The sequence below is a fragment of the Flagellimonas onchidii genome (assembly GCF_004804315.1).
In the GTDB taxonomy this organism is placed as follows: Bacteria; Bacteroidota; Bacteroidia; order Flavobacteriales; family Flavobacteriaceae; genus Flagellimonas; species Flagellimonas onchidii.
Window position 1 is genome coordinate 48,081 of sequence record NZ_SRXX01000002.1, and the last position, 11,178, is coordinate 59,258.

The 11,178-nt window shown below is 40.9% G+C and carries 19 protein-coding genes; 2 read left to right on the forward strand and 17 right to left on the reverse strand.

The features are described 5' to 3' along the window. Positions 1-437 precede the first annotated feature (437 nt). Positions 438-650, forward strand: coding sequence for a hypothetical protein (locus E4661_RS02225; RefSeq protein WP_136465187.1), 213 nt, complete (start codon positions 438-440; stop codon positions 648-650). A 64-nt stretch (positions 651-714) separates the two neighbouring features. On the opposite strand, the gene E4661_RS02230 is transcribed toward E4661_RS02225, so the two are convergent. Then, positions 715-1,188, reverse strand: a complete 474-nt coding sequence (locus E4661_RS02230; protein ID WP_136465188.1) for a DUF559 domain-containing protein — start codon at positions 1,186-1,188, stop codon at positions 715-717. A gap of 315 nt (positions 1,189-1,503) precedes the next feature. Further along, complete coding sequence (locus E4661_RS02235; protein ID WP_136465189.1) at positions 1,504-1,782, reverse strand: DUF3127 domain-containing protein; 279 nt, start codon at positions 1,780-1,782, stop codon at positions 1,504-1,506. A gap of 208 nt (positions 1,783-1,990) precedes the next feature. Between E4661_RS02235 and E4661_RS02240 the strand changes: the two genes are divergently transcribed. Further along, entirely contained in the window at positions 1,991-2,221 is a 231-nt protein-coding gene (locus tag E4661_RS02240) for a hypothetical protein (protein ID WP_136465190.1), read from the forward strand. Between the two features lie 60 nt (positions 2,222-2,281). On the opposite strand, the gene E4661_RS02245 is transcribed toward E4661_RS02240, so the two are convergent. The 15 genes from E4661_RS02245 to E4661_RS19000 form a co-directional block, all read right to left on the reverse strand. Beyond that, positions 2,282-2,614 carry a hypothetical protein gene (locus E4661_RS02245; protein WP_136465191.1) on the reverse strand — a complete coding sequence of 111 codons (333 nt, stop codon included), beginning with the start codon at positions 2,612-2,614 and terminating at the stop codon, positions 2,282-2,284. A gap of 213 nt (positions 2,615-2,827) precedes the next feature. Then, positions 2,828-4,297, reverse strand: coding sequence for a hypothetical protein (locus tag E4661_RS02250; protein WP_136465192.1), 1,470 nt, complete (start codon positions 4,295-4,297; stop codon positions 2,828-2,830). Beyond that, positions 4,297-5,529: a hypothetical protein gene (locus tag E4661_RS02255; protein ID WP_136465193.1), complete on the reverse strand. Its 1,233-nt coding sequence runs from the start codon at positions 5,527-5,529 to the stop codon at positions 4,297-4,299. Before E4661_RS02255 ends, E4661_RS02250 begins: the two co-directional genes overlap by 1 nt. 1 nt (position 5,530) lies before the next feature. After that, positions 5,531-6,283: a hypothetical protein gene (locus E4661_RS02260; RefSeq protein ID WP_136465194.1), complete on the reverse strand. Its 753-nt coding sequence runs from the start codon at positions 6,281-6,283 to the stop codon at positions 5,531-5,533. Beyond that, positions 6,283-6,702 carry a 3TM-type holin gene (locus E4661_RS02265; RefSeq protein WP_136465195.1) on the reverse strand — a complete coding sequence of 140 codons (420 nt, stop codon included), beginning with the start codon at positions 6,700-6,702 and terminating at the stop codon, positions 6,283-6,285. The genes E4661_RS02260 and E4661_RS02265 overlap by 1 nt, the downstream gene beginning before the upstream one ends. 243 nt (positions 6,703-6,945) lie before the next feature. Beyond that, positions 6,946-7,146 (reverse strand): hypothetical protein, encoded by a 201-nt coding sequence (locus tag E4661_RS02270; RefSeq protein ID WP_136465196.1) that lies wholly within the window; start codon positions 7,144-7,146, stop codon positions 6,946-6,948. Between the two features lie 179 nt (positions 7,147-7,325). Beyond that, positions 7,326-7,805, reverse strand: coding sequence for a YcbK family protein (locus E4661_RS02275; protein ID WP_136465197.1), 480 nt, complete (start codon positions 7,803-7,805; stop codon positions 7,326-7,328). Further along, positions 7,792-8,001: a hypothetical protein gene (locus E4661_RS02280; RefSeq protein WP_136465198.1), complete on the reverse strand. Its 210-nt coding sequence runs from the start codon at positions 7,999-8,001 to the stop codon at positions 7,792-7,794. Before E4661_RS02280 ends, E4661_RS02275 begins: the two co-directional genes overlap by 14 nt. Positions 8,002-8,014: 13 nt before the next feature. Continuing rightward, positions 8,015-8,452 (reverse strand): hypothetical protein, encoded by a 438-nt coding sequence (locus tag E4661_RS02285; RefSeq protein ID WP_136465199.1) that lies wholly within the window; start codon positions 8,450-8,452, stop codon positions 8,015-8,017. After that, on the reverse strand, positions 8,436-8,726 hold the full coding sequence (locus E4661_RS02290) for a hypothetical protein (protein WP_136465200.1): 291 nt from the start codon (positions 8,724-8,726) through the stop codon (positions 8,436-8,438). Before E4661_RS02290 ends, E4661_RS02285 begins: the two co-directional genes overlap by 17 nt. Before the next feature lie 75 nt (positions 8,727-8,801). After that, the gene (locus E4661_RS02295) at positions 8,802-8,999 is read right to left on the reverse strand and encodes a hypothetical protein (RefSeq protein WP_136465201.1); all 198 of its coding nucleotides are present in this window, start codon (positions 8,997-8,999) and stop codon (positions 8,802-8,804) included. A gap of 5 nt (positions 9,000-9,004) precedes the next feature. Then, on the reverse strand, positions 9,005-9,712 hold the full coding sequence (locus E4661_RS02300) for a hypothetical protein (protein ID WP_136465202.1): 708 nt from the start codon (positions 9,710-9,712) through the stop codon (positions 9,005-9,007). A 16-nt stretch (positions 9,713-9,728) separates the two neighbouring features. Continuing rightward, complete coding sequence (locus E4661_RS02305; protein WP_136465203.1) at positions 9,729-9,989, reverse strand: hypothetical protein; 261 nt, start codon at positions 9,987-9,989, stop codon at positions 9,729-9,731. A gap of 39 nt (positions 9,990-10,028) precedes the next feature. Next, the gene (locus E4661_RS02310; RefSeq protein ID WP_136465204.1) at positions 10,029-10,823 is read right to left on the reverse strand and encodes a hypothetical protein; all 795 of its coding nucleotides are present in this window, start codon (positions 10,821-10,823) and stop codon (positions 10,029-10,031) included. Positions 10,824-10,840: 17 nt separating this feature from the next. Then, on the reverse strand, positions 10,841-10,993 hold the full coding sequence (locus E4661_RS19000; RefSeq protein ID WP_168796312.1) for a hypothetical protein: 153 nt from the start codon (positions 10,991-10,993) through the stop codon (positions 10,841-10,843). Between the last annotated feature and the right edge of the window lie 185 nt (positions 10,994-11,178).

An 11,178-nucleotide genomic window follows, 5' to 3' on the forward strand; every position in this document is an offset into this window, starting at 1 on the left:
GTGTTTTGAATTTTCTGGAATGTGATTTCCAAGGTTCTAAAAAAGAGCAGCAAAAGAAGCAATTTTTGGCTTTTTGAAATATTCGAAGTACAATCATGGATTTTAAGAAAGATATACAAGATATACACCATATAGCCAAAATAAGCCGCTTTCAGCGACTTTTTTGGGCATAAGATAGGTGTACCCGCCCTCTCCACTTTTTCTTAACGCTCGGCGTTCCTTCGAGCTAAAAAAGTGTGCGAGTAATGGCGGGAAGTTTTTCAGTATGTCCCGATGGCCGTAAACGGCCAATCGAGACGGTAAAATTTGGGACTTCCGCTTCGCTCCAAAAGGAAAGAATTACTTTGCCACTTCGCTCCGCTTCGGGCAAAAAAAAATGTTAAAAAAATAGATTAAGTCACTGAAAATTAGTAACTTATATTTAAATAACTACTACGATGGAATACATTCAAATGGACATAAAATCTTTTACAGCTTCAAAAGATGAGGGAAAAATTATAGAACAAATTCTAAAAGAAAAAGGAATAATATACTCAAAGACTATAGTAAAATCATCTTGGGGTGAAAAGAATTGCCCTAGATTTTACTTTAGAGAAAATTTTAGTTGGGAAAAATCAATTATAACCACATTATTGGTAGCAACAATATAAACAAGAAAAGCCCCGCACAAGTGCGAGGCCAAATATTTGTTTTATCGCCCTTCGGGACGATAAACTATTTGAGATGTAAACCTTTTTTCGGGTGCTTGGGCTTGGAGTTCAATTGTTGTTTTTTTGACTCCTCAACAATCTCAAAAATATAATCAGCTGTTTCCTCCAAGTCAGATGCTACCAAAACATTTGGAACCCTTAAGGTATAATAGCCCTTCAAAAATGAATGATAAGTTCTCTTTAAGTCCGAAAGAGCTTGCTTTTTACTATTTCGATGCTGTTTACCATCCACTTCAATATTTATCTTACTTTCAACAACAGCAATATCTATATGCTTGTGACCATCGAACTTTTCAAGTTCCGCATTAACACCACGTTTTCTAAGAGCCAAATACAATTTCAAAGCATGATTGGTAGAAGAATCCTTCTTTTCTTCAATCCAATCCTGATGGAATCTACATAATGGATATCCATAATTGAGAATTGAAAAATCATACACCCTTTTTGAAATTTTACAACCACATTCAACGCAATGCATAAATCATGATTTTAAAACAAAGCTAAAAGAAAGATTACAATATAAACAAGAAAAGCCCCGCAATAATGCGAGGCTTAAATTCCCTGAATGATGTAGACAGGGTAAAGTTAAGAAAAAATCTTTTCCCTCAACCCTTCTTTAGTATCCGAAACAAAGTTATGCATCCTAATATGCGGGGATGCAGTACTAAATAAGGGTTTTAAACCATATCTAACACCCTCTTCTGTTTTAGTTATAGATACAACCTCCCTTTTAACAGGGACATCACTTAAAAGAAACCAAATTTCTTGGTCTATTTGAAAATGAGCACTCATTTTAAAAATCCTCTAGTTTAAAACCTACCAAATTCAAGAAATATCGAGTTTGTCCATTTTCATCAACAACCTCGTTTCCACGTAGATTGGCCGTCACCTTTTTTAATTGACCTTCCTTAATCTTATTTAGCATTTCCATACGGTCACCCAAAAAATCAATTTGAAATCTCTGGGGATATTGCTCAACTGTTTCAATTGTCAAAAAGCGCTTTTCAAAACCGCTATCAAATTTTTGTACATCCGATACGGTTCTAATCGCACCTACTACATTTACTACCATTTTATAAAGTTTTTTAATGTTAATGCAATATACACTATATATATGATATATACAAAAATAAATTATGGTACGGTGTTTGTTCAATGCTTTAACAATTAAAACCACAGTTGAACGAGGGTTTTTGTGTAATACGTGGGAACCCTAGTATATTGGCTACATTAATTATAAAGTAATATCTTAGTACGAACAAAAAATTTAAATGACTCAAATGAAAACAGAAGATAACTTCTTTTCCAAAATGCAGGAGTTCAACAAAGAAATCGACATTGAAAAATTTATCCAAAAACCAGAGGAACCGAACAGGATAAACATTGATTTGGACACCAAGACCATTAAAAAACTAAGGATGCTGGCAGCATTCTACAATACGGACAAAAAGAACCTCGCACAAGCGATAATAAACCACATAACCACAAAATATATTCCGGAACTACCATAAAACAAAAGCCCCATAAAGGGGCTTTTTCAATCAAACACAATGAGTAAAAAGAAAGAGTAATCAACTTGTCACAAGGCTAAGCTCATAGCCCCTAAAAAATGCATTTTGCGGAGCACTTATATTCTCTATTTCATCAATCAAGACTATTATTTGCGTATTCTCCACTATCTGGAAATCACAGCCCCCTAGCAGCTTTAAATCTATAGTGGTCCCGACACCACAATTCAAAATACCATAAAGGAACTTCCTGTTATTGGCATCGGCCATATAGGAAGCCAATTCAGAACCCGTCATTATAACCTCGTTAGGGGCAACCTCAGTATCAAATCTTTTTTTAAGGGAGCACACGACCTGATGAAGTCCCTCTATGTTCTTATTGCAATTACAATTCATATCTATACACTTTTTTTTGGTTTCCTCCTATATTTAAAAAAAAGGATTTTCCTGTGCCAGAACGTACCCAACAGAAGCAATACAACGAACATCACATCAACCATTGTATTGGTCACGTACTCAGTCCATTCATGGAAAAACCCGAAAAGGACTATAAACGCAGTTTCAATAGAAACAATGGCGACCAACCAACTAAAAACCAAATCCCTCATATCAATCAATCGTCAAAATTTCCTCCCGCTTCTTTGTAACGGGCAACACACCTTCATTTGTTATTGTATAGGAACTGTCCCCAGGATCATTTCCTTTGACAAGCAAATAATCAAAATCACTTGCTATTAGTTGGTTCTGTACCTCAAGGTTGGTATAACCCCCAACGTTGCTTACGTAATACGCTGTACCACCAACCTTTTTTGTAAAAGTAAACTGCGTAGATATAGCGTTCCTATCCGTTGCATGAGCCGATTCAAACCAATCATATAACCCGTCATTGTCCGTATCGGTATCGGGCGTTCCACTTGAAAGCGTTGGGAGTCCCGTTGTCTGGGACTCGTTCGAAACAAAACCGCCAGTATTGCCATTATCATAATCATCTAGCATATGTTGGTCAAGGGCATCAACCCCGCTTATCCCGACACGAGCGCCGACATTGGACATTACAACCGATTCGACCTGTGCCGATGACAAAAGCGTATAGCCGTTGTCCAATATGTGGGAGCCTGAAAGATAACTATTGAACCTTGTATGTACCGTTGCAGCACCACCATTGTAAATATTGTCGTCATTATAAAGCAAAGTACCCGTAGCACTTGTTATCCCACTAGGTGGACAGTTTCCCGAATTACAGTCCTCCATCCTTATGGACTCCAAAAACTGGTTTGCCCATCCATCGTAAAAGAGATTTCCGACGACATCCCCCCTATTCTGTACGACCATCCGCATAGCTGCCGAATAACCATAGACAACGTTGTTCTCCATCTCAAAGATGACATTCTGTGCAACCGTGGATTCTATGCTCCGTTCCGCAGTATTCGCAAAATAGTTCTGCATAACAGAGACATTGGTAATGTTACGCCCCCAGAGAATCATGTTCTTACCGTTGAAGCCCTCACTAATGATACTGTTCTGCACCGTAAAACCACTAACGGAAACATCACCATCACGACCAGTCTCGATTGCTAAATTTTCATCCTTTGACCAACTTATGGAACAATGGTCTATAATGTAATTTTCCCATGTACCAACGTTTGACTGGCTCTGAACCCTGAACGTATCGTTATCAGATGCAAGGCCATCACCGCCCCTGAACCTCATATGGCGGATTATGTAGTTTTCCCCCATTAGGTAGAAACCTCCACCATGCAACGCAATCCCGTCGCCCGGTGCCGTTTCGCCAGCAACGGTTATGTTACTGGAATTGACCGTTATATTACTGGTAAGTTCAATCGTACCCCCTACCCTAAATATTATCGTACGGTTTCCAGATGCAAGACCTTCCCTTAATGAACCCGAACCGCTATTATTGAGGTTCGTGACAAAATAAACATCACCGCCACGGCCTCCCGTAGCATCCTTTCCACCGCCAATAGCAGTAGGGAAAGCCTTCAATTCATTCAGAACAATGGTTTCCTGACCACATGAAAGGAAACCCACGAACAGAAATATATATAAAATCCTTTTCATCAATTCTTTGTTATAACCAGATTATCAAAATACATATCGTTGACACCACTAACCGTACTGGACTGCATAATCTGTATGTCGGGATTGTCCTGTGATGCCGTGGCGGTCAAACTTATATCGCTCCAAACACCCGTATCGCCGTTACTGATTGCATCTTGGTCGGATGAAACCCAACCATCGCCAGTTTGGAGCCTAGCAAAATAGTTTCCCGCATTGCCACTCTGACCACGATAGACCCTATACGTAATGGTCACATTATCACCATTGACCACCCCTGTAGTAGAGGCCTTTATTTCAGTATTGACGGCACTTGTATTGGTTATCTGAACATGCAACGAATATGTTCCGTTGTCAACGGTTCCAGTAGAAGTTGCCAATGTCGCATTTGCGCCAACGGTAAAGCCCGTCGTACTATCCGCTTCATCATTTGGATTTACCGCATTGGCTATCGTATAAGTGGCAGGCGGTACAGGCGTATAGGCCGACCAAGTACCACGAGGTTGATAATCAGCAACATATCTGACCAACTTTACATAACCATATCGTGCAATCTGAAAGGCATCACCACCCTCGGCGTTGATGTCCGCAGTACCTTCAACAACAAAAACAGTACCAGTGCCCTTGTTGGAAATTATAACACTCTCCCCTTCCGTTGCAACATCATTAACGGTGATGGTAACATCCGATGCGGAACTAACAACAATCTCCCTTTTTTCCGAAACATCAAAATCCCTTGAAGTAATGGTATAATCAGAATTCACCGAAGAATAGGACAGGCCTTTGTACAACTGCGATGTAGCCCCAAAGGTTCCCAATACCTCCCAACTATCAGCGCCGTTCTTTCTCAAAAGAACGGTCGAAGGGGAAACAACGGAAAAAGCATTGAAACCCGTAACACCCGAATCGGGTTGGATGGTAAGACCTCCATCCCCGTTATTGGTGAACCATAGGACTGTACCTATTTCATGGTCATAACTGGTATCGGATGCAATATTGACCACATGTGAACCGACCAATTTAAGCGTATTTAGAACGTTCTCAAAATCCCCATTGGTCGTTTGTGTGCCTATACTAAGCTCATTATTCGGCAAATCGAAAGCACCATCAGGGGAAACGCCCCCGCTTATCGGATTATTGCCGACACTCAATGTTTGGCTGCTCAAAAGACCATGCACCAAAAACATTAGTGCGAACAATAAAATCGTAACATGTTTTTTTAAATCTATTCCCATATCAAATCATATAATGTCCAGAAAAATAAATTGTCTTCGCTGCATTGGTCAACCCTGCTGGATTGACATCATCATGATGAACCTGTATACTCAAATCATTACCTATTACCATTGGAAAGAACCTTACACTGCTCCCAAAATTCAAGTACGCATGGCAACGAAAAGGTGTATTTCTTCCCGCAGCGTTCGCAAGACCCGATAATGTCAGAGTTCCAGCCCTTGACTGTACTTGGCTATCGTTCCATGTAAGACCATCTATGAAGCCGTCAAAAAGAACCAAAGAATCCAATTTTGTAATGTTCACATCCACATCAGCAGGGAGTGCGGTTATAGAATCAACACCACCAGCAATGTTCAATGTTTCGACCGATGTGACAATAGCAGCTATTCCGTTAACACCTGCAACACCCTGAACACCCTGCACACCTTGGTCACCCTGTGCGCCCTTTATGTTCATGAGCAAGCCCCAAGCATCATTTTCTTTCTTGTAAAGGTCGCCCGTCAAGGTATTCAACCATACATCCCCGTTGCCACCACCACCAACAACAGGGGCAACCACACCGCTAAGAAAATCATAGACCTGACCTTCAGCGCTTACACCCCCATCGGTGGTTATGTACAACGTATGTTGGTCACGGGGATTGACCAAGGCAAGTTGCGCCTCCGTTCCCAACCATACCGATGGGTCTTGGGGACTTCCATTGCCTATCCTGACAAAATTGCCAGTAACACCCTTTGCGCCATATACCTGCATTACTTCCTATTTTTGTTAAAATTAATCTGGGGTACAATCTTTTCCGCAGAACGGCCAACAACATAACCGCCTATACCTATCATCAACAAATCCCAGAACGGCCTATCCAATTGGGGAAGTTCTGGAAGTTCTGGATTGAAGGACTTTATAACAGGATAAAGGAAGTATTGAAAAACAACGACCAAGGCAAAGGCCAACATGACAATAGGCCTCCACGAACGTTGTAGACCATTGCCCTTTGCCTCCTCCTCTATTATGGCAGCCTTTAACTTATCGGACTCCAAGGAATGCTGCAAAATCATGTTTACAAGACGATTCCTTAATACGTCCCTTTCCTCTTTTGTCGTCACAACATCATCAATAATGCTACCCACATCCTTGATAATGCCACCCCTCAACCATTCCAAGAGCTTTTTCATAATTAGAAATTTAAAATATTCCCTATGTACAACAACTTAATTACTTTCTAACGTACACTGAATAAGAAAAGCCTTTGCTCTTAAACGTATGTACTTTCCTATGATGGTTTCTACCAATTCGCCAAAAATAAAAATTGGAATACACCCATTTTTTATTTTTAAAAAGCGCAATATCTATATTACGACCTTTTGAATCCCTTTTTAAGAGAACATCTCCATTACGCCAAGCTCTTTTCTTTGCCATTATCCTAAATGATAAACTTTTGCGTTATATCTCTTTGACCAATACTTTCTCAAGACCTTCCAACGTTTGAAATAACGTTGCGCAGCAGCCTTGGACACCTTACGCTTTGAATTCCTTCCAAGCACATAATATCCGTACTTGTTCCACATTACTTTGACCTTTGCGCCGTAACGCCTTTTTTGGTATCGTCTAGAAGCCATAAAACCTATTTTTTAGGGTAATTCTTAATCTTTACTATGATATAAATAACCATGACCACAGTTAGGATACATTGCAAAATCTGCCCTACAATGTTCCAGTTTGACAGATTCCAAATAGAAGCGGAAAAATAACCGCCGTAAACCTTTATATATTCCATAGATGAACCTAAACGAACCATTTACAACCTGTTTACAATCCAAGTGAGAACCGCCATTATAATAGTACCTTCTATAGCACCTGCGGTCTTGTCAACTATATCAGGTTCATCTTTTTTTTTTGTTGCATCCCATCGGCTCTTGTACCCTCTCATGTCATAATGTACACGATTGGAATAAAGACCCAGACCACCTTCGGGAACCTTTCCCTGTGAAATCATCGTTTCAATTCCATCGTACATCTGTTTTGCGGTAAGCCCCGCCACCTTGAAATCGGCAGCCTTTCCCTTTGTATGGGTGCTATTGGGAACAGCGCCCGAAACCGTCGCATTATGTTCTGGACTCCTATAACCGCTCGTAATCGTTATAGGCCTGCCAAACTCGTTGCGCATGACCTGTAATACCTTCGCCAACTTGATGATATTGTTCATCACATGGATAGGCATCTTTGCACCGTCCCTGCTCTGGAATTCAGATAAATCAAAGTTTTCAGTCAACACCATTGCCCAACCTTTTTTTAAGTGAACGATACTTCCTAACAATCCTATCCCTTCTCATCCTGTTGTCCTGCCAGTTGCGAACGATGACCACAAGCCCGATTATCGGGCTTGCAGCTACCGAACAAAACAGAAAGACAGCAATCAAGGCAGCTACAAAAGGTATGCACCACGTAGCCAAAATCATTTTTGTTGGTTTCATTTTTTTGTTTTTATCAAATTGGCAGAATTGGATTGGCACGCCTCAATTCTGATTGTTCCCTGGCCGAAAGCTCAGCCCTGAGCCAGTAAATCAAATCACGTTCGGGATTGCCAAAGAGCCAACCTCCCTCACCACCAAGGATATCATCCCTTCTGACCTTTCCGAAGTGTTTATAAATCTTCTTGAAACCAGACAAGGAAACAGTACCGAGCAGCCTAATCACCTCATTGCCACTTGAGCCACCAAGACCGCCGAACTCTTTCATCAAACCTTGGGCTATAGAATTAGCCTCCAAATCGGTCAACTCACTATCAGCCTCGTCTATATCATCAAAAATCCTTGCCTCTTTGCTCTTTCCAGTAAAAAAGAGCATAATGGAACCCCAAGAAATTGCAATAGCGACAATCACCCATATCCAATATTTTGAAAACAACCTAGAAGCAGCAACCATTTTCAGTAGATATAACGGGTTTCAGATTGTACGTTTTAACAGGACTCTTTGAACTCTTGGGAACAACAGAACCCATAGACTTTACCAAACCACTCTTTATCGGGGAAACTTTGGAGGCTATTGCATCCAAATCACCATCAGTCCCGAACTTGCCAAAATCGCCCTTGCCGATTTCTACGTCGCCAACTGGTTTCTTTTTGAACGAGAAAAGCAGCAGGGCAGCCAATAGACCCAAAACGGCCATCATCTTATTTTTGTTACGAGAATGAGACATACAAAACAGATTTTAAAAACCCCTCCTCACTTTTTAGCTCAGAGGGGAAACTTAAATAAAAACCAACCAAACAGTTTATCTTAACTTACGGAAAGACACACCACGCTTTCCGCGTACCCGTTTTTTTGCGGAAGCCTTGGTGAATGAACTTCCGATACGCCTACCATTGGCATAAATACCGTATCTAGGTCTTCTCTTGCGCCTACCGTTACTGGATTTTCCCAATCCAAATATGTTGGCAACACTCAAACCAATATTTTTTACATCAACCATAATGATTATTTAATGAATTTTCTAACAAGCATGAAAGCACCAAGACCCAAGGCCAACATTGAACCACCACCAGAGGAACCACCCGTAAAATCGGAGAGAACAGACCTTTTGGACAGCCTGAACTGCGGAACGGTCTTGTTGTACTTTTTACCCCTTCCATTGGGGTATCTTGAAAAAGTAACTGTTTTAGAATACGTTGTCACGTCATAGCCCATTTCACTCAAAGAAGCCTTTGCCGTAGCCTGTATTTCAGGTATGTAAGCATCCGTACCTTCTTCCAGTTTTTTCAACCCCCTCAAAGTACAGTCTTTAGCCGTATCATACCGCCAACCTATCCACCCATAGAGGGGAACACCCGTTACCGATACTTGCCACATGTCATGTGCGAAGGCATCATTTATACGCTTTTCAAGACCTTCATCCTTTCCATTGAAAACGGCAGCAACCGACATTGCCATGTTTTCCATCCATTGTGGCAGCTCGTTCTTCGCTCTTGAAGGTGTCCAAGTGGAGTTCCAACAATCAAAACCATCCTTTAACTGACCAATGGTCTTCGAGAACACTTGTCCAGAAACAAGCTTTTGGAACATGGGCAAGACAGTGGAAATAACACTAACGGTAGGACTGAGCTTTCCCAGAACACCCGTTGGCTTTGGTTTGATACCGCCACCCGTGGGCATGATTCCCATATTTCTTCTTGGAGGTGCGTACATTGTCAATTATTTTTTTTTAATCATCCTCAAAAGGGTCGTCATTATCGCTAATCATATCCTTGAACCAACGAACAAGGAAAAAGAAGCCGAACATGCACGCCATGCGCATAAAAACACCTTGGTGCAATTTACCGTACATGGCCTTTATCTTGTTATCGCTCGTAGGTGTAGCCTCTGCTTCCCAAGCCTTTATATCGACCAACATTGTTTGACGTTCCTCAGTACTTGACAGATTGAAGTGCGATGCAACCTTAAGGAGCAATTGTAAAACAGTCATAAAATTGATTTTTATTAAGAAAAACAGTTGGAAAGGCCTCTAAATCGAGACCTTTCTAACTATCATAATTTTTGCATCGTCCTCAGCAGCTTTGGTTAGCTTACCTCGAAGCGTGACACCATGTATAGGCATATCCCCCGCATATAGCACCATGTCCTCAATGTCACTTTCCGGATTGTTGTTGAAGTAATCAATGTTCTCCAATTCCAAAAGTTCTTTTGAAACATTTTTGATATAATCACCCTCACCAGTCAACTCTATACCATCAAATTTTGCCTTTGTTGAGTCAAAGTAGTTGGCAGACCTATCCGTTACGGCAACAATCTTGATTATGTTATCCTTCAACGACTCCGTGATATTGGTCTGACCCGAAGGAATACCGATACTATCCACAATACAGATAGGAGTCTGATAGCCCGCTGCGGGGATGGACTCGACAGAAATTGAGCTATGACTCACACTCAAAGAGGTGTAAGAGGTATTTTGCGCTCTAATCTCAACTGTCAATTTATCGGCCCCCCTCAACTCTAGGACACCATCAAAATCAATCTTAAACTTGTTTGTAGAACCATAATCCTTGAGCCATTGCTCATAAGATGGTGTCTGGGCATAAAGAGCTAATAGATAATCCGCTAAATAGCCATTATGGATAATCTCAGGTTTGGCACCAGAACGCTCAAGGGTTATATCAATCCCTATTTTCTGTAGGTCGGCAATCACCGCCTTTGTGGAACCATCTGATTGAAGGGCTGTAACGGTCAAACTTATACCGCTTACCCTTTCGTTTTGTACTACCAGTCTATCCAACTGGTTAAAAGGAATGTTCTTTTGCATTACTTACCAGTTTTAGATTACTTAGCTTTTTCCAAAGTGTCAACAACTTGTTTCAAACCCGCCGTTTTCTTTGCAAAGCCCAATATTTTTTCGTGAAATACAGCAGCTACAAGAGTAACGGCTGCAAGTGCGAGCCAACCCAGATAACTTCTTTTTTTGCGTGTAGCCATATCGACCTTATTTTTTTTTAAATCGTTTGACAACAACTTATACCAGAAAAAAGAAAAAGGTGATTTTGGTACCAACTATTTAGGAACGACCCTTGAGGAGAATTTCAATCTCCTGTATTCTGCATACATCGAAATGAGAAACTTTAAGGCCTTTGTATCGGTGTCTATACTTTCCATTTTCTTGA

Bases quoted from the DNA above. Each gene is read 5' to 3' on its own strand.
- E4661_RS02250 (WP_136465192.1), bottom strand. From the start codon at position 4,297: ATGAAAAGGATTTTATATATATTTCTGTTCGTGGGTTTCCTTTCATGT.
- E4661_RS02290 (WP_136465200.1), bottom strand. From the start codon at position 8,726: ATGTCTCATTCTCGTAACAAAAATAAGATGATGGCCGTTTTGGGTCTA.
- E4661_RS02230 (WP_136465188.1), bottom strand. From the start codon at position 1,188: ATGCATTGCGTTGAATGTGGTTGTAAAATTTCAAAAAGGGTGTATGAT.
- E4661_RS02295 (WP_136465201.1), bottom strand. From the start codon at position 8,999: ATGGTTGATGTAAAAAATATTGGTTTGAGTGTTGCCAACATATTTGGA.
- E4661_RS19000 (WP_168796312.1), bottom strand. From the start codon at position 10,993: ATGGCTACACGCAAAAAAAGAAGTTATCTGGGTTGGCTCGCACTTGCA.
- E4661_RS02285 (WP_136465199.1), bottom strand. From the start codon at position 8,452: ATGGTTGCTGCTTCTAGGTTGTTTTCAAAATATTGGATATGGGTGATT.
- E4661_RS02270 (WP_136465196.1), bottom strand. From the start codon at position 7,146: ATGGCTTCTAGACGATACCAAAAAAGGCGTTACGGCGCAAAGGTCAAA.
- E4661_RS02260 (WP_136465194.1), bottom strand. From the start codon at position 6,283: ATGCAGGTATATGGCGCAAAGGGTGTTACTGGCAATTTTGTCAGGATA.
- E4661_RS02255 (WP_136465193.1), bottom strand. From the start codon at position 5,529: ATGGGAATAGATTTAAAAAAACATGTTACGATTTTATTGTTCGCACTA.
- E4661_RS02280 (WP_136465198.1), bottom strand. From the start codon at position 8,001: ATGAAACCAACAAAAATGATTTTGGCTACGTGGTGCATACCTTTTGTA.
- E4661_RS02240 (WP_136465190.1), top strand. From the start codon at position 1,991: ATGAAAACAGAAGATAACTTCTTTTCCAAAATGCAGGAGTTCAACAAA.
- E4661_RS02235 (WP_136465189.1), bottom strand. From the start codon at position 1,782: ATGGTAGTAAATGTAGTAGGTGCGATTAGAACCGTATCGGATGTACAA.
- E4661_RS02265 (WP_136465195.1), bottom strand. From the start codon at position 6,702: ATGAAAAAGCTCTTGGAATGGTTGAGGGGTGGCATTATCAAGGATGTG.
- E4661_RS02245 (WP_136465191.1), bottom strand. From the start codon at position 2,614: ATGAATTGTAATTGCAATAAGAACATAGAGGGACTTCATCAGGTCGTG.
- E4661_RS02225 (WP_136465187.1), top strand. From the start codon at position 438: ATGGAATACATTCAAATGGACATAAAATCTTTTACAGCTTCAAAAGAT.
- E4661_RS02275 (WP_136465197.1), bottom strand. From the start codon at position 7,805: ATGGTGTTGACTGAAAACTTTGATTTATCTGAATTCCAGAGCAGGGAC.
- E4661_RS02310 (WP_136465204.1), bottom strand. From the start codon at position 10,823: ATGCAAAAGAACATTCCTTTTAACCAGTTGGATAGACTGGTAGTACAA.
- E4661_RS02300 (WP_136465202.1), bottom strand. From the start codon at position 9,712: ATGTACGCACCTCCAAGAAGAAATATGGGAATCATGCCCACGGGTGGC.
- E4661_RS02305 (WP_136465203.1), bottom strand. From the start codon at position 9,989: ATGACTGTTTTACAATTGCTCCTTAAGGTTGCATCGCACTTCAATCTG.